The organism is Peribacillus sp. R9-11, assembly GCF_031345095.1.
Taxonomy (GTDB): Bacteria; Bacillota; Bacilli; order Bacillales; family DSM-1321; genus Peribacillus; species Peribacillus butanolivorans.
Window position 1 is genome coordinate 4,759,289 of the sequence record NZ_CP133763.1, and the last position, 25,166, is coordinate 4,784,454.

Genomic DNA, 25,166 nt, shown 5'->3' on the forward strand with positions numbered 1-25,166 from the left:
CTTTAAGTCATTCGTTCGTCATCCTTGCTTTTGATAATGACTTCATATGGATCGTCCTTCACCTTTTCTCAAATTTCATCTGTCATGATAAACTCTTCAATCATCGTGTTTAGATCGCCTGCCAATTCAGTGGCTTTTGGTATGGCGCTAGGAAGTTTTATTCACGCCTTCCCAATTAGCTGTATAAGAAAATTACTCTGCATTTCACTTTTTTGTACAATAGACGCACTTTTTCGAAGTAAAGTCCGGTCTCACTATTTAGGTTATAATTGCGGGACGATACCTAGCAATTTTTTAGCCTTTAGCCATATCGTCAATGCAGTTGTCCAAAGGATTAGTGCGGAGCCGAAGCCGATTATCGATAACGGTGCAATGATTTGATGCTCAAACAGCGTGACACTCTCAGGCACAACCAGTAATGTAATAATCGCAAGTAAACAGAGGAGTAATCCGGTAACATAGTAGATTCTTAATTGAAAAAGATGCGCCAAAGGTAAAAAATGAATACCCACAATTAAGGCGATAATTGCCGGTATTAGATCAGTAAAATTAGTTGCGTTACAGATGGCAATTGCAATCCCGATTGCCAAACCTTCCGCAATGAAGGTTATGTTAAACCAAAACCTTATACGCTTCCAGCGCCTGGCCTCTTCTTGTGAGACCTGATTAGATAATCGTTTTGATGCTCGTATTAATGAAATCCCACCAATAATCAACGTAATACCTACGAAAACAGCAACTAACTCCACGTAAGGAAATCCCCAACCTTGCAATCCCATTACACCTGTGCCTGCCCAAAGCGTACCGAAAAACGCCATGAATAGTAAACCACTTGCAGATCCGCGAACAGCAGCTCTAGAAATGATTCTTGAAGTTTGTACCATAAATAAAGGTTTCCTTTCATCTTAAGTATTTGATCATTACACCTTTCATTGGCGAAAAAAAACTATATCCCTTTTTCAGTATATTCGGGCGTGTAAATTACTGAACTATTCACCCACATTTGCTCTTCAAGAAAAAAGCGACACTTCGTAATTGAAGTATCGCAACAGTTCGTTTAAGAAGAATTAGTTTAGAATAAATTCAGTTATCTTTTCCTGCGAAGCACCTTTATTATAAGTCCAAATAAAACTATACCAGTTAAAGAACCCACAGTGTATGACCAAGAGGAGTAATCAAAGATATTATAAAACATGTGTTTCTTGTTTATCAATCCTGCCTTGCATACAAAAAAAGTTGCCTTAGCAACCTCCCTTATTTAGTAAAGCACCCGTTAGTGAAACAAGAAAAAGGCGAAGTAATTTACTCTTCTGATTTTATTTTTACAAAAAAAAGCTTCCCTAGAAACTGACACGGCAGTATTAAGGGTAGCTTTTTAAGGAGCATATCTATATTCTATTCCATCCACTTTTTGTAGAGGTCGTCAAATTTTCCCTGGAGCTTCATTTCATCCATCCACATTTCCAAGTAGCTTGCATAAATGAAATCACCTCGTGGGATCATATAACCTTTTTCACTGTTTGTGAAAGGCTTGTCAGTTAGAGCCGCATACAGTCTGGGATCAGCTTTAGCATACAGCATTGCTTCTACTGTGTCTGTGATCATAACATCATACGTACCTTCTGCAACAAGATGAGGGATATCAAGATTGTTTTCTACAACAGTTACGTTAGCATTGCTTAGATACTGACGAACAAATGCTTCGTTTGTTCCGCCTGGATTTACGCCAATGCGTACAGAAGGCTTGTTGATATCTTCAATGGTAAGATAATTGTCTTTATCTTTCTTGCGAATCAAAGGCACCTTACCGAATGAAAGGTAACCTTGGGATACATAAGCGCTTTTTTGTCTGGCTGTGTTGCGAGTCACACCGCCCACAGCGATATCAAATTTGTCCGCTTGTAGGTCTTTCATCATCGTTGGCCATGTGGTAGCGACAAATTCTACCTCCACACCGAGGTCTTTGCCAAGCTCTTTGGCAGCGTCCACGTCAAAGCCTTCATACTCATTTGTTTCTGGGTTCAAATAGGTAAAAGGTTTGTAGTCCCCGGTCATTCCTACCCGAATGTATCCTCGTTCGATTATTTCATCAAGCTGGGAAGTCTCAACATTTTTCAAATGCCCTGGTGCATTTTCTGATGCGGGTTTAGCCGATACGATTTGCGAGGAGATCAGGTCGTGACCGACGTACCCTGTACCTAGCAAGGATAAGCTGATCACTCCAGCCATTAGTGTTTTTTTCCAATTTTTAAACATGTGATTCCCCCTCCATTTTTTGCTATATTTTCAGAAATAATCTACCAATTATTAAAATACGACAACATCAATGAATCACCTTCAAAACAAATAAAAATGCCACTTTTTTATATTTAGGTTAGATTAGCGTAACAGTTGATATTAAAAGGACTACACATATTAGACATATCTAAAATGTGTAGTCCTAATTTAATTTCTTGTTGAACTAACGCACCCGTTAGTTTAAGTTCAAAGTTTCACAAAAACTTAATAAAGAAAGGTCCTTCAAGATAATTCTCATAGGACTCCTTAAGAACAAACTTTTTAAAAGAATTTTTTCATACTTTCCAACTAATTTTAAAAAGCATCCATGGAATTTCGATAAACCACCCCTGGTTGACAATAGTTCGATGGTTGGAGGAAATAATTCTTCCCCACTGCAACCTCATAGAAAATTAATTGGTCAGATAGAACTCTAAATGTTTTTTTATATAAGTTGGTAACAGCTTCATCACTTAGGTAAGTTTCTATCAATTCTTTTTCGCCATTAATCGCTTCCCCTCTTGCTTTTATAACAGCTTGTGTAATCTCAGTTGCGTGGTCGTAAATTGTCTTGTACATAGTAATCACCTCCACAACTATATGGATAAACAAATCTACTCTTATCTACCTGTTTTTTGTATAGTAGGAAAACCCGGGATATTTCACAACTGGCCATTTCTCCTTGCGTAGAAAATCGAGCAATTCTGATCCAATATTTAAGTTGCTTTGAACTAATTCTTTAGGAGTCAGTGCCATCCATTGATTCAGCGACACATCTTCAAAGCGGTCGCTTTTGAACATCTCTAAAAACCATAATGTTTCTGTACCCGTGTTTTGAATATAGTGTCCAGTAGCAAAGGGTACATATCCGACATCACCAGCTCTATAATCAAATGTACGTGCTGCACCGTTTCCAGTAAATACAGTCATTCGCCCTTGTCCGGTAAGGTAATACTGCCACTCGTCGTTATTGGGATGCCAATGAAGTTCTCTCATTGCACCCGGTTCAATCTCAACGAGTGCTGCTGCGATTGTTTTTGAAATTGGAAAGTTGGAAGAATCCACAATTCGTACACTACCACCAGGCGTTTTGATTGGTGTTTGTTTCAACAGCTCGTGCTTAAAGGTAAAAGGGACTTCTCCGTAGGGTGACTGGACTTCTTGACTTTCCAGTGAACCTGGAACCTCCCCCTGATAGATATATACCTGTTCAGAAGGAATGGAGTTAAACGCACTCTCTGGTACTCCAAAATTGGCCGACAGAACATCTTTTGGAGTATGTGCAAACCAGTCGGAGATGGATAAGGTTGAAAGATCGGAAAAGTTTCCGTCATCGAAGACGAGCAGAAATTCGCAATGTTCCAACCCTTGAATCGAATGCGGGATACCTGGGGGAAAGTACCAAAGGTCACCAGGACCCACGTCGGCAATGAAATTTCGTCCATGTTGGTCAACCGAGGTTATACGTGCCCGTCCCAACAGCATATAAGACCATTCTGCCTGTTTATGCCAATGGAGTTCACGTACTCCGCCGGCCGTTAAGCTCATATTTACTCCAGCAAGAGTAGTCGCTATCGGAAGTTCCCTGGCGGTGATCTCCCGTGACCATCCCCCGTGATTTAATGTCATAGAAGTGTCTGAGAATGAGAATTTCAAGTTAGGAACTAAGCCTGCATCTGTAATAGGTGGGACGAGCATATTCGGATTTTGAATATCTCGCATAATATTACGCGGGCCAGAGTCAATCCCTCCAGCTCCATCACTTCGGATAGGTTGAGGCACGTTCCCACCCAATTGATTAATAGTTCGTTTATCCATCATTACACTCCTCGTTTATGGGATTATTAAGGGAAAATTCTTTTTCATAGTGTATGACTTGGGCTTCAAATGGTTACTGTGCCTATTAATAAAAAATACAGGGGCATCCCTTAATGTAGAAATGCTCCCTTAGTTTAAAATTAATATTAGAAACCACTTCTAAAATTTTTGTTGTTCAACTAAACTGCTAGTTACTTGAATAAGAAAAGGGCTCTACTTCTAATTAAAGTAAAGCACCCGTTCGTTTAAGAAGAAAACTAAAAGAACAATTGCCCCAGTAACCCTATAAACAAGATTGATAATATAAAAGTTGGTATTGAAATTAATATCTTATTTCGCAACCTAATATTCTCGAATTGTCTATATATCTTACTCACTACTCGGTAAACGATGATTATGATAGGTAAGCTTATACATATTGCTATTAAATCAACAGAAGTAAATGGTTTACCTATGTATTTATCAAGGGGAATGTTGATAACAAAAAGTGCTGAAAATAAGATGAATTGATAAATACAAAATCTTACATAATCCAAAGTTGATTACCTCTATTCGATGGCTATTAATATATCCTTTAAAGGATACTTTTACATTTAGTATATTTCATCAGGAAATTTTTTTCTCCCCCCCTTATTCAACTATCCTGCCCCTTTCGTATTATAAAGGTCAGCCAGTTATTTCTGGTTGAACAATTTTTATATCGATATATGATATCGGTAGCCGGGGTAGAACGTTCCTGCCCGTGGGGCTTGGACCCCGTCAACTAAACAGTTCGCCCCCTACTTGCTTAAACATGATTTGGCTGGTTGGGACCAAGATCTCGTATAACAAGCGAAGCTATGATACTGCAAGAAGGATTAGGGGTTACCGGCAATATTATGTTTTGGAGGAGATAAAAAATGAATCCAGTGGTTGGTCTGGATGTAGCTAAAGGTGAAAGTCAGGTTCAAGCGTTCTTGAATAAAAAGAAGCCTTATAAAAGAAGTTTTAAAGTAGCACATACCATTGAAGGACTAGAGAGCTTACACCAATATCTTAGAGAGATAGAAAACGTAACAGGAATTCGACCTCCGGTCGTTTTAGAGTCTACTGGGCATTATCATACGCCCGTTGTACAGTATTTTGAGGAGAGAGGTTACTTATTAATTATCGTTAACCCACTCATTTCTTATCGTGCGAAGAGCTCTAGTTTACGGAAAGTAAAGACAGATTTAATCGATGCACGTCACCTCTGCGAGCTGTACTATAAAGAGGATTTAGAGCCTTATAAAAAACGAGGGATACAACTCTTAAATCTTCGTAATCTTTCAAGACAACATGCAAATATAACAGGTATCTATGTACAAACAAAACTACAGTTTCAGGCTGTTCTTGATCAAGTATTTCCTGAATATAGAGGGGTTTTTGGAGATTTGTATTCGGTTGTTTCTTTGCTTACTCTATTAGAATTCCCTACTTCTGAAGACATATCAGCAGTCGATGAAGAAACTGTAGCAAATAGGATTAATGAACTTTGTCCAAGTCGTTCTAGAAAGTGGGCGAATACACAGGCAGAGAAACTTATGGCTGCCTCAGCTCGAAATCCTTTTCAGAGAACTTTATATCAGAGTCACATTTTAAGCCTAGAGATGTATATAAAAATGCTTCTAGAATACCAAAAGCACTTATCCAAATTTGAAGAAGAGATAAATGCTTTGGCAAAAGAAATTGAAGAATATAAGATTATCCAATCCATCCCTGGTATCGGTGAAAAAATCGCTACAACGATTATTTCTGAAATTGGAGAGATTGATCGGTTTAATCACCCTAAAAAACTAGTGGCATTTGCCGGAATTGATCCAAGTATCTTTGAATCAGGTAAATTTAAAGGCTCAGTAAATCGGATTACCAAAAGAGGTTCTGGTAGACTACGACATGCCTTATATATGGCAGTTCGTTGTGCCATTCGTGATTGTCGCAAGAAGAAAACGACAGATGAAATCATCCCTCGGAACAAGAGATTACGAGAGTTCTATGATAAGAAACGTGAAGAAGGAAAGCCCTTTAAAGTAGCTGTGATAGCATGTGCCAATAAGCTTCTACAATGGATTTATGCACTATTACAAAATAACTCGACTTTCCAAGATCTAACCTAGTTTAAAAATATAACTAAATAGCACAAAACTTTCCAAATATAGTTCATTGGAAGGTTATTTAGCATGCACAAATTTAGTATAGCATGAAATATTTTAAGTTTTCATTGAAAAATGTTGACTAACTATTAGCTGGTTTAGTTCCATAAATCGAGTAGGAGGAGGCGCCTAGCCTCCGACCTCTCACACCACCGTACGTACCGTTCGGTATACGGCGGTTCAGTTTAAGTCTGACGTAGTTTTGTATATCGTTCATATAGATTGACTAACCCTTGGTGGTGTCAATAAACATTATTAAGGGTTTTGTCTAGAATAGGACTATGCGCTATGCGCCAATAACCCTTTCTGCTATTTCCCAATTCATACGCTTTTCCAAATGGGACGCCTAATCCTTTGAGTTTCCTCACTCTCGTTCTTGGCAGTTTCCATTGTTTCCATAGGCACATCCTGAGTCTTCTTCGAATCCATGAATCTAAATTCTTCAATACGTTCGGAGTATCAATGGCCGCTTGCTTCCTTCAGATTCCACGTCACCATGGATACCCTTGCATTAAGTTAACCATTACTACTGCCTTCATGGTTCGGGACTCACACCCTATAGATTGCACCCATGCCGGGCGCACGAAAAAGCCTGTCTTAAAGACAGCTTCGATCTTCAGCTAACGCACCCGTTAGTTCAACAAAACTGGGTTTTACTGTGTATTATGTTCGTTAAAATCAGTTTATAGCTGCTTTTCTGCCTTTTATGACAGCTCCGGTTTACCACTAGTAGAAATCCATTAGTTCCTTAACGCTTTTCTGACTTTCCTTGCAAAAACTAATGGGTCATCAACAGCTTCAATATTAACGTAAATCAAATTCGGATTATCAAAAAGCCACTCATTGTGTATGGATGAAACTATTATTCCTTGTTTAAGAATGGAAGCAACAAAATTCTCAACTTCTTTTTGCAAGAGTGCTACCCTACCTAGGCACAATGCTTGTCCAGTCTTATTATCTCTTGATTCAAATGAGAAAGAAGAGGTCACTCTAAAACGTTTTCCTAAAATTTTTGCTTTTATTTCATTTCGATTTATGGTTGTCACACATTTTCCACCCGCAAATCCTTCTTGGCCGCCGATAATTCTTGCAAACTCTTGACAAATTAATTCATCATTAGATGTCATCTATTCATCTCCTCCCTAGTATTAATAGGATATGAATTAATGAATAGAGCCGAAACGGATATGCATCTATTTTGAAATATAAATTATGAAAATTATTCATATCTTATTCAAACTATCCTGCTCCCGTTAGTTCCATAAGAAAAGCGATTCTTATTAAAGAATCGCGCCCGATTATTGAAGATTGATAGTGATGTAAAGCACCCTTTAGCCGAAGAAACAAAACTATTATTTAACAATTTTTTCAAAAAAATTTAAAAAATAAAATGTATATATTTTTAAAGCATGCTACATTCAAAATGTATCAAACAAATATAAACAAAGAAAGGAAGAAAGAATTTATGAAATTTAAAGTCAAAACACTTCCAAACTATCGTATCGCTTATGTGCAACGAGTTGGTCCATATGGTCCTGAAAATATTGAAGTAATGGAGAAGTTAAAAGTATGGGCTAGGGAGAAAAATCTTCTTAAATCGGCAATCCTACTTGCAATTCCACAAGATAACCCTGAGACAACACTTCCTGAAAACTGTAGGTTTGATGCTTGTATTGTGATTTCAAAGGATTCTCAAATGGATGATTCAATTTGCGAAAGTGAACTTTCTGGTGGAAAATACCTTATTTACGAAATCAAACATACAGCAGAAGATATTCAAAAAGCATATGCTGAAATTTTTCCATCTATACAAAGCTCTGGATATCAAATTGATAACAAACCCATCTTGGAAAGATACACTGGTGATATGATTAATAACCCTTATTGCGAAATATGCGTACCAGTAAAACCTTAATAGTTGATTAGCTTTTTTCTAGTTTGATAACTTTATCAATGCATAATTTCCCAATTAATAAAGGGTAACCCTGCTACTTAATCAAGAACGTCTCTCCTTTTTCATCAAATGCATGCTTAAAATCAAATGCAAAAGGAGTGGGACCATGCTGAATATAATAGTTATATCTCTTGAATGCCTCCTCCCATGAGACATCCGTCTCCTTTTCTGTCCACCAAACTACATAAGAAAGGTGTTTCTCTGGATATGGCTCGATCCATCTGCTTCTATCTCGTAATGCTTGCATATGCTGTCCTGAATAGGTAAAGCGATATAAGGATTGAAGGCTTCTCCATACAGTTAGTGTGAGAATAGGAGAACCCTTTCCCTTTACGGTTTCGTCTGGGAAAGGGACTCCTTCAGGTGAAAACGCCTCTATAAGTCCTGATTTAGTTGCCTGACGATATACTTCATTTCCCACTTGAAAAAATTCACGAGAGGCAGGGTGGTCATAGGGGTGGTTTAGCCTACCAACAGTATAGATTGAAACTAATGCCATAAATAGCCCTCCATCTATAGTCTTTTCCTAGATATATTCAAGTGAAAATGTGAAAATTCCTTCTTCAGCTAACCTACCCCTTTAGTTGCATAAGAAAGAGGTCACCTCAGCAACCTCCCTTATTGTAGTAATGCACCCGTTAGTAGAAGAACAATTGAGCTACACTTATTGGAATAGATGATGAAGCAACCGATCTTTATCTTCAAAAAACTGTTTCATTAATAAATAGTGATTGGACTCCTCTAAAGTTACTTCACTCAATCCACCCTCTTTTATTTCAATAATTTTAGCATCTGGATAGGCCATAATTATCGGAGAATGGGTGGAAATGATAAACTGGGACCCCTGATTAACAAGTTCATTTATTCTGGCTAACATCGATATTTGTCTCAGTGGTGACAAAGCTGCTTCAGGCTCATCGAGGATGTACAGACCATTGCCTTGAAATCGTTCTATAAAGGCTGAAAAAAAAGATTCACCATGAGATTGTTGGTGAAGTGATTTTCCTCCAAAGGAATCTATAATTTTTCGACCACTCGATGGCGCCTTGTCTAATTCCTCTATATTTGTAGCTAAATTATAAAAGGTTTCCGCCCTAAAGAAAAAACTATCCTTCGGCTTATATACCCCCTTTTTTAAACGGAGATATTGCTCTAAATTTGAGTGTGAATCATAACTGGAAAAGTTAAAATTTAGAGTTCCACCTTCTGGGTTAAATCCAAATGCAATAGCAATCCCTTCAAGCAAGGTTGACTTCCCCATTCCATTTTCACCTATAATATAAGTAACATTGGGATGAAAAGTTAATTCTTGCATGTGCTTAATTACAGGTAGATTAAGTGGGAAATTTTCATATGAGGAAATTTGATCTCTTTTAAGGTAGGTACCCCTGATAAACTGTGAATCATGATAAAGCTTCATTATTAATCACCTCGTGTCAAATACAATTCTTTAGCTATAACCATATAAACTTCTAGGAACCTTTACGACAAATAAAGCGAGCTTCATATGTATCATTATAATAAAGTATAGCAGATCTATTTACACTATATTCCCTTAATATAAAGTGTAATCTCCCGTTTCTCAGAATTTTATAGAGGTTTAATTTAGCTAGTTATCTTCTATTCTTTAGAGTTATTCTGCTTACTAAGACATGTGCTTCACCATTCCCAGAAACAGATTCTAAATTAGGTTCTTTGAATTAATTAGTTGTCACCTAGTCATATTTTACATAAATTCACATAGACATGTTTCTCTGTTTAAGAAGTTTCCTAATAGATTCGGCAATTTTTTGTACACCAATACTGATAGAATCATCTTCAATTTGAGAAACACTAAGTCGAATAACATTTTCTTTTTTACATTCTGGCATGTACATTTTTCCAACATCGTCCACATACACACTTTCCATCATTAAATGTTCAATGAGATGTTTAGCTTTTAGAGGATAAGGTAATTCAATGGTTGAATAAAAACCCGATAATGAACCGGAAAAAGAAGCAGAAGAAGGCAGATGATCTCTATAGGCTGTTTGTAATAGCCTTCCTTTGTTTCTATACATCTCCCTCATTTTTTTTATATGTGCATGAAACATTCCATTTTTGAAGTAAATTTCTAGAGCACCCTGTGTAAGAACAGGGGTATGTAAATCTGCAGCAAATTTGGCCTGCAAAAATACTTCTTTCATCGAGTCAGGTATGACTGTCAGGCCCAGCCTCAAACCAGGAAGTAATATCTTAGAAAAGCTTTTTGTATAGATAACCCTTCCTGATGTATCATAGGCAAACATCGGGTCCTGCTTCAAATTGAAATCAAGATCTCCCATATAATCATCTTCAACGATATAGACATCATATTGTTGTGCCAATTCCACAATCTTCTTTTTTTCAGCATTCGAATAACTGTAACCAGTTGGGTTATGAAACCTTGAAGTTATGTAAAAGAACTTGATGCTATTCTTTTTAAATATTTGTTCCAAATCATGCAAATCTATCCCAGTTTTCGTTACCTCTATTCCATAAACAACAGCATTCTGATGTTTTAGAGATTCAATGAATCCAGTATGTGTTGGCTGTTCAATGCAAATATTATTCTTTCCGTTAGGAAATGGAAGTGAGACAAAAAGATGAAGGGCTTGTTGAGATCCAGTTACAACAAATATTCTTTCGGGTACGGTAAAAACCTGGAGGTCCTGTAAATGCTTCGCTAGCTCTAAACGAAGCGAACGCAATCCTTGAATCTCTGAATAGGAAAACATTTCTTCTTTATATAAATCAATCGCCTGGTTGATGCAATGTTTAAAGTCAAGATATGGCATTGAATGTTTATCGGGACCTGCAGACAAAAAATCTATTTTCTCATTCTCTATGTGACCCTTTTGGCGAAGAGAGTAGTCCTCGACAACATAATAACCACTCTTGGGAACAGAATAGATTAAATGTCTATTCTCCATTTCCTGGTACGCCTTGATCACACTGTTTTTACTGCAAGAGAGCTCGTCCGATAAAGCCCTGATAGAAGGCAGCTTGCTCCCTGTCCCCAATGAACCTTGAGCTAGCCGATGATTAATGACCTCGATAATCTCCTCGTATATCCTCACCATTTTTCCCTTCCCTTCTAATCTGTATGGGCACAGCATAAGAAAAACATCGTTTAGTTTCTCAACGGAAATAAGTATACTTTAGCTATCAAATCTTGTTAACTATTTTTGATTGCAGTAATGAAGGCCTGCATTGCTGCTGATCCATCAATCCATGACTTTAAGGAGAGTGTGAAATGAAAACCCTAAAGGTATTTCTAATGCTTATTGTACTCCAATTTAGTGGTTCAATGAGCAGCATTCAAGTAAGTGCAAACAACCAGAAGGTGAAAGTACTGCAAGTTGGGGAATCGTTCGATGGGGTACAAGGGACAACCGTAATACAAAACATTAAAACTGATAAGGTATATATCTATAACAAAAAGAGAAGTAAAGTGCGCTTTACTCCAGAATCGACTTTTAAAGTGCCAAATGCATTAATCGGCTTACAGACAAAAGCCGTACATGATGAATATGAAGTGAAGCGCTGGGATGGTGTACTTAGGGAATTTGAGGATTGGAACAGGGATCATACCCTGGCTTCAGGCATGAGACATTCAGTGATCTGGTATTATCAAGAAATGGCCCGAGATATTGGTGCAGAGGATATGCAGAAATACGTGAATCGAATCAATTATGGTAACAGGGATATATCCGGTGGGATTGATCATTTCTGGCTTGACAGCAGCATAAAAATATCTGCCCAAGAACAAGCTCGTTTTATGGAGAACCTCGTAGAAGAAAAACTACCCTTTGATAAACAGCATATGAGAACAGTAAAGAGAATCATGATTAATGAAGAAGCAGACTCATATGTTCTCCACGGAAAAACAGGTACACGCCTTTCCGATCTGGGATTAGGCTGGTATGTAGGTTACATCGAAACAGACAAAGGGAAATGGGTCTTTGCAACGAACATTAACGGAAGCGGAAGCAAAGCAAAGACGATTACAGTAGATGTTCTGAAAGAGTTGAAAATTATTAACGAATAAACCTTCACGTATGCTTCTAATTAGATTTTACAATATGAGGAAAAATTAAAAGGAACCGATTGATTCAGGTTCCTTTTAATTTCCTTTATGTTCTGCCTTCTCTTAGACTGATATTCCAACCAAAACAGAAACCTTTTTCATATTACCTAAGCTACAACAATTTTACATAAGTGTATGTATGGCAATGAATGACACATTAAGCAAAGTGTTGGTCAGCATACTTGCGGTTTTTTGAAGGATTTCGACCCGTGACTCTTCTCCTTCAGTCATAAAAAAAACAAAAACTCCTTTCCACAATAGAAAAAGAGTTCAAAAAGAATTTTTAATCTATTACAACATAAATCTCACAAGTAGATTCCTGAGAAGTTGTTTATTTTTGGGTGAAGTTAATAATTTCTAACCGGTTGGTAATTTCATTTTATCTTTGATTGTTGATAAATATTTTCTTACAGTCCCAATTGTGTTACCTTGCTGATTAGAGGGTTCAATTGTGGTTTGAGCATCGGCCAACAGTCCTAACACTCCCATATCCTGTTCATTATTGTTGGAAGCATGATCTATAAGTTCGGGGGAGTAAATTCGCTTTCCATCCATTATACTGCGAATCGAACAGGCTAACTCGTCGCTTGGGCTGTCCTTCAATAAATATCCTCTTACATTAGCTTTTAACGCACGTTGAAAATAACCATTTTTCCTGAAAGTTGTTAAAATAATTACTTTGAAATCAAATGGCTTTAAAGCTTCTGCTGCCTCAAGTCCACTCTTTTCAGGCATTTCTATATCCATGATACAAACATCCGGCTGTAATTGGTGCACAAGTGTAAGTGCCTCTTCTCCATTACGCGCTTGCCCGACAACTTCAATATCATCTTCAAAATTAAGTAGGGAACTCATTGCCTCTAACAGCATTTCCTGATCCTCTGCAATTACAATTCGAATCATTTAAGTTCTCTCCTTACCGGGCAGTTTTATATTAATCAAAGACTCCCCCTATAATCAAGGGGAGTCTGTCCATAAATGGTGCAGTTAAATCTCAGATTTCACTTTAGCAGAAACACTTTTTTCCGCTACATATCTTAAATCTTTGAAGCCAATAAAATTCTTATTTTCCTCATCCCACAGGCGGAAACGGATTGACCGTAAACTTGTAGCAAGAGTAATCGTTGGTACGTTCTTTAAAGGAAGGGTATTATTATGTGCCTCTTCTAGTTTATAGTTAGGTACCCTTGGACTTAAATGGTGCACATGATGGTATCCGATATTACCAGTAAGGAATTGCATCAGTTTTGGAAGCTTATAAAAAGAACTTCCTTCCACTGCTGCTTTTACATATTCCCATTCCTTATCTTCTTCAAAATAAGAATCCTCAAATGTGTGCTGTACGTAAAACAGCCAAATGCCTACTGAACCTGATATTAAGAATATGGAACCTTGTACTAAAAGAACCGACTGCCAACCAACTGCCAAGCAAAGTAATCCTACTAAAACAACGATTAGTACATTCGTCAAATAGGTATTCATTTTTTCCTTCTTTCGAGCACCTTTTCGGTTAAATCTATTTTTAAGAAGGAAAACATAAATTGGACCTATTCCGAACATTACCAATGGATTGCGATAAAAACGATAGGCTAAACGTAGTTTAAGTGGTGCTGCCAAATATTCATCCACCGTAAGTGTCCAAATATCTCCCGTACCTCGCTTATCTAAATTACCACTTGTAGCGTGATGAACAGAATGCTCATGCCCCCACTGATCAAACGGGAATAACGTTAAAACACCCATAGCTGTCCCCACTATTCTATTGATACGGCGGCTTTTAAAAAATGAATGATGGGTACAATCATGAAAAATAATGAAAATTCGTGTCAAGAAGCCAGCAGCTATCACGGCTGGAACTAATGCTAGCCAATAAGAAACGGAAAGGCTTATATATGTTAAGTACCATAAGATAATAAATGGCCCCAACGTATTGATAATCTGCCATATACTTTCCTTTGTGGTTGATTGTTCAAAAGGAGCAACTTGTTTTCTCAAGTTTTTAGTATTTTGTATGGTCATTATTCAAATGCACTTCCTTTTGTTTTTGTTGTTAATTCATATTATAAAGGAAAGAAAATGACATTGTTAGTACCTGGTGTCATGACTAGCATATGACAAATGTCATGTACAAGTTAAATTTATACTACACTTGCCTATGATATTTCCCTAAATTTCTGAACAAAGGACGTAATATCAGAAACATCCTAGTTTCCTTAGCCTTTAATTCTAGGAGTAGTCAATGCGTTTCTATGGGGTCTTGGTAGAATGCTGCCCCCAAAATAGCTTCTAAATCTAAAAAAAGTTAGCCTTCACTAAAGGCTAACTCAAAAGTTCAAATTAAGAATAAAAAAATCAAGAACTATGCCTTTAACCTTTAGGGCATAATAGGCATAGTTCTTCCAATAAAAATTCTATATATTAAAGTTATTCTCGATCGAAAAGAGAAGCACCCGCAATACCAGGCTTTGTCATCTCATAAGGGTTTAGAATTAAATCTAATTCTTCTTCTGTTAACACATCATACTGTAAGCAAAGTTCGCGAACTGATTTGCCTTTTAAAATCGCTTCACGTGCAATACGTGAAACCACTTCGTAACCAAGGTGCGGGTTGACTGCTGTAATCACTCCAACACTTTGTTCGACATAATCTTTTAAATGTTGCTCATTCGCTTCAATACCTTCTAAACAATAATCTGTAAAGACATTGAATGCATTATTCATAATGCTAATTGATTGCAATAAATTGAATACAAGTACAGGCTCCATTACGTTTAATTCTAATTGTCCTGCTTCTGATGCTAAGCAAATCGTATTATCATTCCCAATTACTTGGAAAGCAACTTGATTAATTAATTCTGGCATTACTGGATTTACTTTTCCTGGCATTATTGATGAACCTGGTTGACGTGCCGGAAGCGAGATTTCACCTAACCCAGCTCTTGGCCCTGATGCCATCAAACGTAAATCATTAGCAATTTTAGACATATTCATCATACATACTTTCAATGCAGCTGACACTTCAGTATAGGCATCCGTATTTTGTGTTGCATCTACTAAATGTTCTGCACCTACAAGTGGCAATTCACTAATTTCAGCTAAATAAGTAACAACATTTTCGATATAACGTGGATCTGCATTTAATCCAGTTCCAACAGCTGTTGCTCCCATATTCACTTCATATAAATGCTGACGTGATTGACTAATTCTTTTTATATCTCGTTCTAGCACGCGACTATATGCTTCAAATTCTTGGCCGAGACGAATTGGCACTGCATCCTGAAGATGTGTACGGCCCATTTTGATAACATGATCAAATTGTTTTGCTTTTGCCTTTAATACTGACGCCATCTTTGTCATTGTTTTTATTAACTGCTCTAATAGTCGTAGTGTTGATAAATGAATAGCAGTTGGAAATACGTCATTGGTTGACTGCGACATGTTAACGTGGCTGTTTGGACTAACTTTTGCATAGTCACCTTTTTCGTGCCCCATTAATTCTAACGCTCTGTTCGCAACGATTTCATTGATATTCATATTCATCGATGTACCCGCGCCACCTTGAATTGGATCAACGATGAAATATTCATGCCATTTTCCATCAATCACTTCATCTGAAGCTTTAACGATAACGCTTCCAATTCCTTCATACAAACGTTTTGTGTCCATATTTGCTAAAGCGGCTGCTTTTTTTATCATGGCTAGTGCACGAATCATTTCTTCATTGACTTTGTAACCGGTAATCGGAAAATTTTCTACAGCGCGCATAGTTTGTATTCCATAATAAACATCTGCTGGTATTTCCTTTTCACCTAGAAAGTCTTTCTCAATTCGGCATGTTCTCTCGTCTATCATCATTTCCCCTGCTCCCCCATGTTTCAAAATGTAATATCTTCTGCAATTGGTGTTTCCATCATTTCCTTCACCTTTTGTGGATCCTGTGTCTTGCCTAATACCCACATCAATTTAGGAACGATGGCTTCTGTATTCATATTTCTGGAACGAATGATTACATTCTGATTTACTTTACGCCCCACTTCGTATATATCCATATCCTCCCCTTCCTCTAAACATTGAGTAGTAATGACAACAGATATTCCACACTCTGCCAATTCATTCAATTTCTCCAAAATGTTTCTTCCGTGAAATGGAATACCGCCGCTTCCATAACTTTCTATTACAATCCCCTGATAATCGTTTTTCAGAAAATCAAAGAATTCTGGCTTAATTCCAGGATGTAACTTTACCAAAGCAACATCTGTACAAAGGGAAGTATCTAATTTAACTTCCTTATTCTTTGATAAATGAACAGACTTATTATACTCTATTTTATCTTTATATATAGTAGCAACATAAGGGTAATTAATACTTTCAAACGAGTCATAGCTTTTCGTTCTCAATTTAATGGCCCTTGTTCCCTGAATGACTCTACCATCAAAAACTACATATACTCCTCCGATCCCTTCACAAGCAAACCGAATTGCGTCCGAGATATTTCTTTTGGCATCTGTTTTTTTAAAGGCAATTGGGATTTGAGACCCTGTAACCACAATTGGTTTCTCTACATCTTGTAACATATATGAGAGCGCAGCTGAAGTGTAGGCCATTGTATCTGTCCCATGGGTGATTACAAAGCCATCGTAATCATGGTAGTGTTCATGGATGGATTTTGCCATTTCAGACCAATATTCCGGTTGCATATTTGTACTATCAATATTCATCAAAGGCTTACTATCAATCTGACAGAGTAAATCTAAACCCGGTAGATGACCTAAAATTTCATCAGCTTTCATCTCTGGAACCAGTCCATTTTTCCCTTCTAACGAAGCAATTGTACCACCAGTCGTGAGAAGCATCAACCTCTTCATAATTATACCTCCTCTATAACTTACCTATATCGGTATTTACAATTACTATAAGTATAACGACAGAAATAAATGCATTTTTCATTAAAATTCGCGTTCCGCGAACGCTATTTGTATTATAATTTTATAAAAGAGGGAAATCAAGCAAAATATTATTCGCTTCGCGTACATTTTATATTATTATAATGGTATAAGAATAAGAAAAAGAAGGAGTACTGGAAAATGATATTAAACAGAATTATCTCATTAAGAAAGAAAAAAAGATGGTCATTGCAATACACCGCTGATCGACTCGGGATTGCCAAGAGTACATATGCAGGTTACGAGTCCGGATATCGTCGTCCATCATTAGAATCTATTAAGTCAATGGCTGATTTATTTGATACTTCGATTGACTACATTCTAGGTAGAGTTGAACATTCAACTTTTCTGCCTAAAGAGATTTCCACAGAGTCCGTTCAATTCATGGAATTAACGGATCCCTTAAATTTGGAGCTGGCTGTCGATGGAATATCTCTTTCTGAAGAGGAAATGATACAATTTATTGCTTTTATTAGAGCTAAGCGAGAATTGGAAAGAAACTGCTATAAACAATATGTGACAAGAGATTCATTGGGCTAAGGCCGTAATGGATTCTTAATCAACCTCAAATTTTTTCAACAAAATAAATAGATATAACCAAAATACAGAATATTCTAATCATAGAAATTCAACTTTAAGTATGATTATATAATCCCATTAACTGAGATTATTTTGTTTTTGCTATCTGTTTATTTTCGCTCCAGAACCACAAAATAATTATTTCCCTAAAAGTTTATCATCAGGAACAGTAGGTGGTTTATTTGAATATTTCAAGCTGAACCACCGTAAACAGTGGTTTTGCTTGAAGAAGCCCCTTTTTGTTGGTTATATTATCAAAAAGATTAGAAAATCTTTGGAATCAAATAGAAATGGTTGCAATTGATGAGCATGATTCTTAAGATCACTTGGTGAAATGCTGCCTTTTGCAAAGGATTCTTTTTGACAAGTTTCTTCTATTGTATGATGATTTTTTTAAGATTCCTTGTCATATTCCCTAGCCAACTTATAAATAGTCTGATCATTTAATGAATTAAGTTATCCACTCTCTATAACAGAACATTACAATTTCTGAATTTCGATTTTCTCCATTTCTTTCTTCCTCTTCTTTGAAACACGTTCACGGCCTGATATCCAAATCCCCATCAAGATTACTGTCCAAATAAACCTAGAAAAATTGCCCCCTTATCATCAAACAGAAAGAACCCATTTTGAAATAGAGCTAATCAAAATAGGTTCTGTACTTACATATAAGATTGTGATTTTTATCCATCTTCTTTTAGAAGTCCCATGAGTAAAACGCGGAAAAGATACCTGGACTTCATTGGTGAAAAAATTTTAAATAATCGTTCGTGTAAACTTCATAAGCTGGCAATTTTATGGAAACTGAGAATCTATGTTTCTAAGGAGTAGATTTTGCACCAGAACCAAAATACTTTTAATTATCTTGAGATAAACCAATTGGAATACAAAGTGGCGTTTGATCAACAGGGTTCTCAATAATACAACAATCTAGTCCAAAGACATCCTTAATCATATCTTTTGTAAACACTGTTTCAGGATGTCCCTCTTTATAGATTTTTCCCTTAACAATGCTAATTAGATGATCAGCATACTGTGCGGCTTGATTTAGATCATGTAAAACCATGACAATCGTACGCCCATAAGTTACATTTAAATCTCGTAGTAATTCTAATATTTCAATTTGGTGTGCTAAATCTAGATACGTTGTCGGTTCATCTAACAGTAAAAGATCCGTATCTTGTACCAAAGCCATTGAAATCCACGCTCTTTGCCTTTGTCCTCCAGATAGTGCATCCAATGTACGATCAGCAAAATCAGTCATTTTTGTTGCAGATAACGCACGGTCTACAATAGCATGATCTTCTGGAGTTTGTCTGGAAAATAAGCCTTTATGTGGATGCCTCCCATAATAGCATAGCTCTTTAACAGTTATATCTTCAGGAGCTTCCGGAGCTTGGGGTAAAATAGCCAATTTCTTTGCAACTTCCTTGGAAGATTGATGATGAATAGCTTTTCCATCTAAATAGATCGTACCTTGTTGCGGTATTAATAATCTAGCTAGAGACCGTAAAATAGTAGATTTGCCACAACCATTAGAACCAATGATAATACTGATCTTACCTTCAGGAATTTCTAAATCGATATTATCCAGGATTTGAGTTGTTCCATAAGAGAGAGAAAGATTCTCTGCCGATAATGTTGTCATAATCTCCCGCCTTCCTTATGCTTTTTTTCGTTCACGACGTAATAGATATAAAAAATATGGCACCCCAATCACAGCTGTGATTATTCCGGCGGGTATTTCTACTGGAGGAAACAGTCCTCTTCCTAGGCTATCAGCAACGAGTAGAAAGATAGAACCAAAGAGAGCTGAAGCAGGAAGTAAAACCTTAAATTTAGATCCTACTACTCTTCGAGCAATATGAGGGGCAATTAAACCAATAAACCCGATGGAACCAACTGCAGCAACACATACTCCAATTAAAATTACAGAAACACTTAGTAATATAAATCGTAGAATTTTTGATCTTTCACCGAGACCTGTAGCTATATCGTCTCCAAGGCTCAGTACATCCAATTTAGAAGTTAATCCAATTAATACCGGGACAAGAATAAGACATGGAAGCAATATAAATACTTGATCCCATCCTCTTCCCCATAGACTACCTGTCAACCACAAGAGTGTCGTATTCACATCATCTGGGAACTTGACCATAAAATACTCAATGCCCGCTTGACATATTGCCCCTAGAGCAATTCCCACCAAAGCTATTGTATTTGGTTGAGCTCCTTTTTTATAAACAAATATCATCAAAATTGCCGCCATGATAGCCGCTCCGATAAAAGCTGAAAGGGGTAGAATGATAATTGGCGATTTTGGAAATAAAACAATTACTATAACCGCTGCCAATCCTGCCCCTTTTGTTACTCCAATCACATCAGGAGAAGCCAATGGATTTCGAAGAACACCTTGCAGAATAGCTCCAGCTGTTGCCAATCCCGCACCTACTATCACAGCAATCAAAATACGAGGTATTCGGTAGTTGTGCAGAATAAACGTCTGACTTTGAATGCCATCTCCTAATAAATTTTGTATAATTTCTAAAGGTGAAATATAAATGGCCCCTAACCCTAGACTCACCATTGATAAAATTAGCGTCGTTACCATCAGCAGAAGGAGAATTGAATAAGGGTACACATTTGGTTTCAACACAAACCTTTGTTTTAGTTTCATTGTTTAATATTCCTGCCTCTCTTCGCTAAGTAAAGGAAGAATGGCGCACCGATTATAGCTGTTACAATTCCTACCGGCGACTCAAAAGGATAGGCGATAAACCGAGCGAGAATATCTGCATAAACTAAGAGTAAAGCGCCGAATAATGCAGAAAAAGGGATGATTCTTCGATAATCTCCCCCCACTAGTCTCCTAACAATATGAGGAATAATCAATCCAATAAAGCCCACTGGGCCTGCGACTGCCACAGAAGATCCTGCCAAGATAATTACCAATATCCCTGCTAAAATGCGGATTCGATACACCCGTTGCCCAAGTCCTTGCGCCATATTTTCTCCTAATACAAGGATAGAAACAGATCGAGAGAACAATACAGCAACAAATAGCCCGGAAAGAGACCACGGAAGAATCATGTTAACATGCGTCCATGTTTTTCCATTAATAGATCCTACTAACCAATAGAGCACATCTTTCGCTTGTTCATTAAAGATAATCATACCTTGCGTTAAAGAAGATAAAAAAAAGTGAACAGCCATTCCGGCCAATGCCAGCTTTACTTGTGTCATTCCTCCTCCCGAAGCAAAAGAATAGACTGCCATTCCTCCCACTGCTGCACCAATAAATGCAATGCAAACTAGAGAGACAGAAGAGAGGTTAGGAAAAAAAACAAAAGATGTCACAATAAAAAATGAGGCACCGGCATTAACACCAAATACTTGTGGAGAAGCTAATGAATTCCGGGTAATAGCCTGCATAAGAGCACCCGCCACCGCTAAATTAGCACCGACTAATGCTCCAACTAAAGCTCGAGGTAAACGAAGAGTCCTTATAATAGTCTGTTCTTTAGACGAGTCCACCTCAAAAAAGGACTTCAAAACCATTGCTACATCTATATCAGCTGCTCCCACAGAAATACTTGTTATAACTCCTAAAATTAACAAAACTATTCCAGCTATAGCCGTACAATACACTTTCATTTTACTTCTAACTACAGTATCCATTGACTATACAACACACTTCCTAACAAAATTTATAACTAATAGAAAGAGAAGTAAGAATTAGATCTCTTACTTCGCTTTTGTTCCTTTATTTTTCATCTAGCATTTTTAAAGTGTCTTTAGCAATAGCCTCCGCGGATACAACACCACGGTATCTCGTCCATAAATCTCGATCAACACTATAAACTTGTCCGTTTTTTACAGCCTTTAGGTCTTTCCAAAGAGGATTGTCCTTCCACTCATCAGTAAGTAACTTACCCTCATTGTTCGCTAAAAGTAGCACATCTGGATTAATCTCGACAAGCTGCTCTAGATTCATCTCAGCATGTGGTTGTTCTTGCTGAATAGCATTTTTCAATCCCAGACGTTCAAGCAATTCTCCATCATAAGAAGAAGAAGTATGAGCTTGGAATGAAGTATCTCGAACAACTGCAGGTAAAACCGTCATATTTGAATTAACATTAAGCTTTGATTTAAGTTCCTTAATCGTTTTTTCATGCTCACTTAACCTTTTTTCTGCGGCCTCTTCCTGATTTACTGCTTTTGCAATCGTTTTAAAAGAATCCAAGTTTTCTTGATATGTAGATTCCCGACTTTTTAAGATAACGGTAGGAGCAATCTTCTGTAAATCTTTATAAATACCTTTATGTCGCTCAGCATCTGCAATAATTAAATCCGGCTGTAAAGAACTAATAACCTCTAAATTAGGCTGTTCACGTGTTCCTACAGAAGTATAATCTATTTCTTTACCTACAAGTTTTGTAATCATATCTTTTTTGTTGTCATCTGAAATTCCAATAGGGTTTATTCCTAGAGCATTTAAAGAATCAACGAAAGATAACTCAAGTGTAACGATTTTTGTAGGAGTATTTTGAATTTCTGTTTCTCCCATTTCATGCTTAATTGTTCTTATTTCTTGATTTTTTGTTTCGGCAGAATTCTGTTTCTTCTCTGCTTCTGTCGTTTTTTGAGAGGTATTACATCCTGTTAACAACATCATAATAGTAAATAACAGGATTAATATTCCCCCTCCAAATGTTCTTACTTTATTAAATCCTCGCATTTTTTGCACCCCTTCTGTCTTCTATACCTATTTAACTAATTCTCCAACGAGATAATCATAATTGAAAATGATTATCATTACTGTTGTTATGATAAAGTCAGAGATTGATACCGTCAATATTAAAAAAGTTTTGTGATTAAAAATCATTATGACCATTAAGACAACCTACATGCATTTTATCGTTTACAGTTTTAACCACTGATTCGTGACGTAAACCGGTTAGATTATAAAAGAAAGGATTAGGCAAGGCTTGAAGTAGACCTAGAAATTCCGTAAAAAACCCTAACTAAAAGAGATAGTTAGGGTTTTTAAAGTTTACATAAGTCAGATTGATAGACACATAGAATAGATGAACGTTATGGGTACTTCCTCTACAGCAAGGGGGTCTTTCTTAAGGTAATTGAAACATTTTCTTCAAAAAGCGATACAAGCCATCTTCTCTATAAGAATACTCTGTCACTTCATCGGCTTGTTCTTTGACAAGGTCAGTGGCATTTTTCATGGCCGTACAATGCCCAGCGAGTTTAAATAGAGGGAGGTCATTTTCTCCATCGCCTACTGCCAGGATATTTTCCGGTGCTAGCTGGAAATGCTTCAGTAATATTTGAACGCCTGTTGCTTTTGAGACACCTTCCACCGTCACTTCCACGTTGTGATGCGTAGAAGAAGCAGTCGTAAAAGCATTATACTGCTTGATCTTTTCCAAATCTGCTTTCCATTTCCGAATGACATTCATTTCATTGCTGAAAAAGTAGATTTTGGCGACACTTTTTATATCTAATTGTTCTGACCAGTGGATTTTCCCATCTATTGCATCCTGTCTTGATAGCCATTCATTTTCTTCGACTGTTGCAGGCTTGGGCCCCAAACCCTGTTTAACCATAAAGACTTTATCTTTAAGTAATGCCATCCGTGATCCGTCGTTCGGATGAACTTCGTAATAAATCTCTCCCTCTCCTGCTTTGGCGACCAATTCTTCCACAAGTTCAGGCGACAGAGTGTGTTCGACAATCTGCTTCTTTCCAATAAATGCAGACATTCCATTCGCAGTTACCATTCCATCCACTTTCAAATCAGCCGGCAAAACGTCTCTTACTTCTTTTAACGTTCTTCCCGTTGCAATAAAAATCAACTTTCCACTTTCTCTAAGTTCGATTAAGTAATTTTTCAGTGTCTCATTCACCGTATTCATTTCATTCAGTGTCGTGCCATCCAAATCTAGTACAATTACTTTATAATCCATACCATCACCTCTTGAACTACCCACCACTTATCGACCTTATGGTCTGATTGAAGTGGGGGATTCCTAAGAACATTAGCCTATCGGCCAATTTTTAATTAGGCTACTCCCGTAGTTCCTACGGTTAGAAGCCTTATGGCTTCATTCATTAGATTGAGTCCTGCGTTAATATCTCGATCGTGGTGAGTAGAACAAAAAGGACAATCCCATTCACGAAGATTCAGATGTTTAACGTCTTTATTTTGGTAACCGCAGCTAGAACACAATTGGCTAGAAGCAAACGTTTTAGATACGGTCACGATTTGTTTACCATACCATTTTGCTTTGTATTCCAACATTTTTTTGAATTGGTACCAAGATACTTCACTAATAGCTTTAGCTAGTTTGTGACTTTTCATTATATTCGACACTTGAAAGTTTTCCATTCCAATAACATCGTGGTTTTTGATGATTTCGGTAGAAACTTTATGTAAGTAATCCATTCGGGCATTTGAAATTTTTTCGTGTAGGATAGCCACTTTTCGTTTTTGTTTTTGATAGTTTTTGGCTTCAGTCAATGGTTTATTTTGATTCAAGGCTATTTCTTGTCGCCTTGAAAGAATCCGTTGTGCTTTGGCCAATTTTTTTTCGACCGTCCGGAAGAATTTTGGGTTTTGATAGACCGTACCATCTGAAAGAATAGCAAAGTTCTTCAAACCAACATCTACACCGCACGAACGATTCGTTTTAGGAAGTACTTGTACATTGGTTTCGGCTAAAACGGAAATGAAATATTTACCCGAAGGGTTCCGCCTGATTGTGGCATTGATGATTCGCCCTTCGACTTCGCGGCTTTTAGCAAAACGAACTAGACCGAGTTTTGGCAATTTGATTTTGTTTCCAATTATTCCGATATTTCCATTCGTATGTTTAGTCGTGTAGGACTGGATAGGATTCTTTTTCGATTTGAAGCGTGGTGACCTGTTTTGCTTTTTATAATATCGACTATAGGAATCTGCTAGATTTTCCACCGATTTCTGTAAGGCAATACTGTCTACTTCTTTCAGGAAAGAATACTCTTTCTTTAAAGCTGGAAGTTCTTTGATTGTTGCGTATTTATTCAGAAAAGAACCTTTCCATTCATTAGAGGGTAATTGGCCGTTCTGCTTCATTTCTTCACAGATATACCAGTAGGCATCTTTCTCCTTTTGTTTGCCTAAAAAGAAGTTATAGACAAAACGGGAGCAGCCGATCGTTTTATTGATTAGAACTAATTGTTCTTTAGTTGGATAGATTCGAAATTTATAAGCTTTGTTTACGACCATTGGTTTCACCCCCTTATAGTTATTATTAACCAAG

At 37.1% G+C, this 25,166-nt stretch carries 21 protein-coding genes and 2 pseudogenes; 4 read left to right on the top strand and 19 right to left on the bottom strand.

The annotated features are described in order from the left end of the window. Positions 1 to 263: 263 nt before the first annotated feature. The 4 genes from RE409_RS23090 to RE409_RS23105 all read right to left on the bottom strand — a co-directional run bounded on the left by RE409_RS23090 (position 264) and on the right by RE409_RS23105 (position 4,095). Entirely contained in the window at positions 264 to 884 is a 621-nt protein-coding gene (locus RE409_RS23090; protein WP_201186666.1) for a hypothetical protein, read from the bottom strand. Positions 885 to 1,395: 511 nt separating this feature from the next. After that, on the bottom strand, positions 1,396 to 2,256 hold the full coding sequence (locus tag RE409_RS23095) for a transporter substrate-binding domain-containing protein (protein WP_309558139.1): 861 nt from the start codon (positions 2,254 to 2,256) through the stop codon (positions 1,396 to 1,398). A gap of 336 nt (positions 2,257 to 2,592) precedes the next feature. Further along, positions 2,593 to 2,856 (bottom strand): hypothetical protein, encoded by a 264-nt coding sequence (locus RE409_RS23100; RefSeq protein WP_201186668.1) that lies wholly within the window; start codon positions 2,854 to 2,856, stop codon positions 2,593 to 2,595. A 45-nt stretch (positions 2,857 to 2,901) separates the two neighbouring features. Then, a complete protein-coding gene (locus tag RE409_RS23105) occupies positions 2,902 to 4,095 on the bottom strand; it encodes an oxalate decarboxylase family bicupin (protein ID WP_309558140.1) in 1,194 nt (397 codons plus the stop codon). A gap of 899 nt (positions 4,096 to 4,994) precedes the next feature. Here RE409_RS23105 and RE409_RS23110 point away from each other — a divergent pair. Continuing rightward, positions 4,995 to 6,230 (top strand): IS110 family RNA-guided transposase, encoded by a 1,236-nt coding sequence (locus RE409_RS23110; RefSeq protein ID WP_309558141.1) that lies wholly within the window; start codon positions 4,995 to 4,997, stop codon positions 6,228 to 6,230. 278 nt (positions 6,231 to 6,508) lie between these two features. Here the strand turns inward: RE409_RS23110 and RE409_RS23115 are convergent. Together RE409_RS23115 and RE409_RS23120 are read right to left on the bottom strand one after the other, a co-directional pair. Continuing rightward, positions 6,509 to 6,736: pseudogene (locus tag RE409_RS23115) on the bottom strand (group II intron maturase-specific domain-containing protein); the annotation flags it as partial. 270 nt (positions 6,737 to 7,006) lie between these two features. Then, on the bottom strand, positions 7,007 to 7,393 hold the full coding sequence (locus RE409_RS23120) for a DUF1259 domain-containing protein (RefSeq protein WP_201223062.1): 387 nt from the start codon (positions 7,391 to 7,393) through the stop codon (positions 7,007 to 7,009). 338 nt (positions 7,394 to 7,731) lie between these two features. Here RE409_RS23120 and RE409_RS23125 point away from each other — a divergent pair, with 338 nt between their 5' ends. Next, entirely contained in the window at positions 7,732 to 8,181 is a 450-nt protein-coding gene (locus tag RE409_RS23125) for an AraC family transcriptional regulator (protein ID WP_201250403.1), read from the top strand. 73 nt (positions 8,182 to 8,254) lie between these two features. On the opposite strand, the gene RE409_RS23130 is transcribed toward RE409_RS23125, so the two are convergent. The 3 genes from RE409_RS23130 to RE409_RS23140 all read right to left on the bottom strand — a co-directional run bounded on the left by RE409_RS23130 (position 8,255) and on the right by RE409_RS23140 (position 11,321). Continuing rightward, entirely contained in the window at positions 8,255 to 8,719 is a 465-nt protein-coding gene (locus RE409_RS23130) for a DUF3291 domain-containing protein (RefSeq protein ID WP_201223059.1), read from the bottom strand. A gap of 165 nt (positions 8,720 to 8,884) precedes the next feature. Continuing rightward, positions 8,885 to 9,640, bottom strand: a complete 756-nt coding sequence (locus tag RE409_RS23135; RefSeq protein WP_201250402.1) for an AAA family ATPase — start codon at positions 9,638 to 9,640, stop codon at positions 8,885 to 8,887. Between the two features lie 316 nt (positions 9,641 to 9,956). Next, a complete protein-coding gene (locus RE409_RS23140) occupies positions 9,957 to 11,321 on the bottom strand; it encodes an aminotransferase-like domain-containing protein (RefSeq protein ID WP_309558142.1) in 1,365 nt (454 codons plus the stop codon). Positions 11,322 to 11,494: 173 nt separating this feature from the next. On the opposite strand from RE409_RS23140, the gene blaOXA reads away from it, so the two are divergent. Continuing rightward, on the top strand, positions 11,495 to 12,289 hold the full coding sequence (gene blaOXA / locus RE409_RS23145; protein ID WP_201186673.1) for a class D beta-lactamase: 795 nt from the start codon (positions 11,495 to 11,497) through the stop codon (positions 12,287 to 12,289). 370 nt (positions 12,290 to 12,659) lie between these two features. Here the strand turns inward: blaOXA and RE409_RS23150 are convergent. The 4 genes and pseudogenes from RE409_RS23150 to RE409_RS23165 form a co-directional block, all read right to left on the bottom strand. Then, positions 12,660 to 13,231, bottom strand: a pseudogene (locus RE409_RS23150) (response regulator transcription factor). An 84-nt stretch (positions 13,232 to 13,315) separates the two neighbouring features. After that, on the bottom strand, positions 13,316 to 14,347 hold the full coding sequence (locus RE409_RS23155; protein WP_053347681.1) for a Delta(5) desaturase DesA: 1,032 nt from the start codon (positions 14,345 to 14,347) through the stop codon (positions 13,316 to 13,318). 405 nt (positions 14,348 to 14,752) lie between these two features. After that, on the bottom strand, positions 14,753 to 16,183 hold the full coding sequence (gene aspA, locus RE409_RS23160; RefSeq protein ID WP_053348174.1) for an aspartate ammonia-lyase: 1,431 nt from the start codon (positions 16,181 to 16,183) through the stop codon (positions 14,753 to 14,755). A gap of 20 nt (positions 16,184 to 16,203) precedes the next feature. Further along, on the bottom strand, positions 16,204 to 17,193 hold the full coding sequence (locus RE409_RS23165; RefSeq protein WP_309558143.1) for an asparaginase: 990 nt from the start codon (positions 17,191 to 17,193) through the stop codon (positions 16,204 to 16,206). A 219-nt stretch (positions 17,194 to 17,412) separates the two neighbouring features. Here RE409_RS23165 and RE409_RS23170 point away from each other — a divergent pair, with 219 nt between their 5' ends. Further along, a complete protein-coding gene (locus tag RE409_RS23170) occupies positions 17,413 to 17,811 on the top strand; it encodes a helix-turn-helix domain-containing protein (RefSeq protein ID WP_201186675.1) in 399 nt (132 codons plus the stop codon). An 895-nt stretch (positions 17,812 to 18,706) separates the two neighbouring features. On the opposite strand, the gene RE409_RS23175 is transcribed toward RE409_RS23170, so the two are convergent. From RE409_RS23175 to tnpB, 6 genes are all read right to left on the bottom strand, one after another. Next, entirely contained in the window at positions 18,707 to 19,498 is a 792-nt protein-coding gene (locus RE409_RS23175; protein WP_057214114.1) for an ABC transporter ATP-binding protein, read from the bottom strand. Between the two features lie 15 nt (positions 19,499 to 19,513). Then, positions 19,514 to 20,527: a FecCD family ABC transporter permease gene (locus tag RE409_RS23180; protein WP_201223053.1), complete on the bottom strand. Its 1,014-nt coding sequence runs from the start codon at positions 20,525 to 20,527 to the stop codon at positions 19,514 to 19,516. Next, positions 20,524 to 21,528: a FecCD family ABC transporter permease gene (locus RE409_RS23185; RefSeq protein ID WP_201186677.1), complete on the bottom strand. Its 1,005-nt coding sequence runs from the start codon at positions 21,526 to 21,528 to the stop codon at positions 20,524 to 20,526. Before RE409_RS23185 ends, RE409_RS23180 begins: the two co-directional genes overlap by 4 nt. 85 nt (positions 21,529 to 21,613) lie before the next feature. Further along, positions 21,614 to 22,588 carry an ABC transporter substrate-binding protein gene (locus tag RE409_RS23190; RefSeq protein WP_201250401.1) on the bottom strand — a complete coding sequence of 325 codons (975 nt, stop codon included), beginning with the start codon at positions 22,586 to 22,588 and terminating at the stop codon, positions 21,614 to 21,616. Between the two features lie 391 nt (positions 22,589 to 22,979). Further along, a complete protein-coding gene (locus tag RE409_RS23195; protein WP_201223050.1) occupies positions 22,980 to 23,831 on the bottom strand; it encodes an HAD family hydrolase in 852 nt (283 codons plus the stop codon). Between the two features lie 95 nt (positions 23,832 to 23,926). Next, positions 23,927 to 25,132, bottom strand: a complete 1,206-nt coding sequence (gene tnpB / locus RE409_RS23200) for an IS200/IS605 family element RNA-guided endonuclease TnpB (RefSeq protein ID WP_201250400.1) — start codon at positions 25,130 to 25,132, stop codon at positions 23,927 to 23,929. Positions 25,133 to 25,166 lie beyond the last annotated feature (34 nt).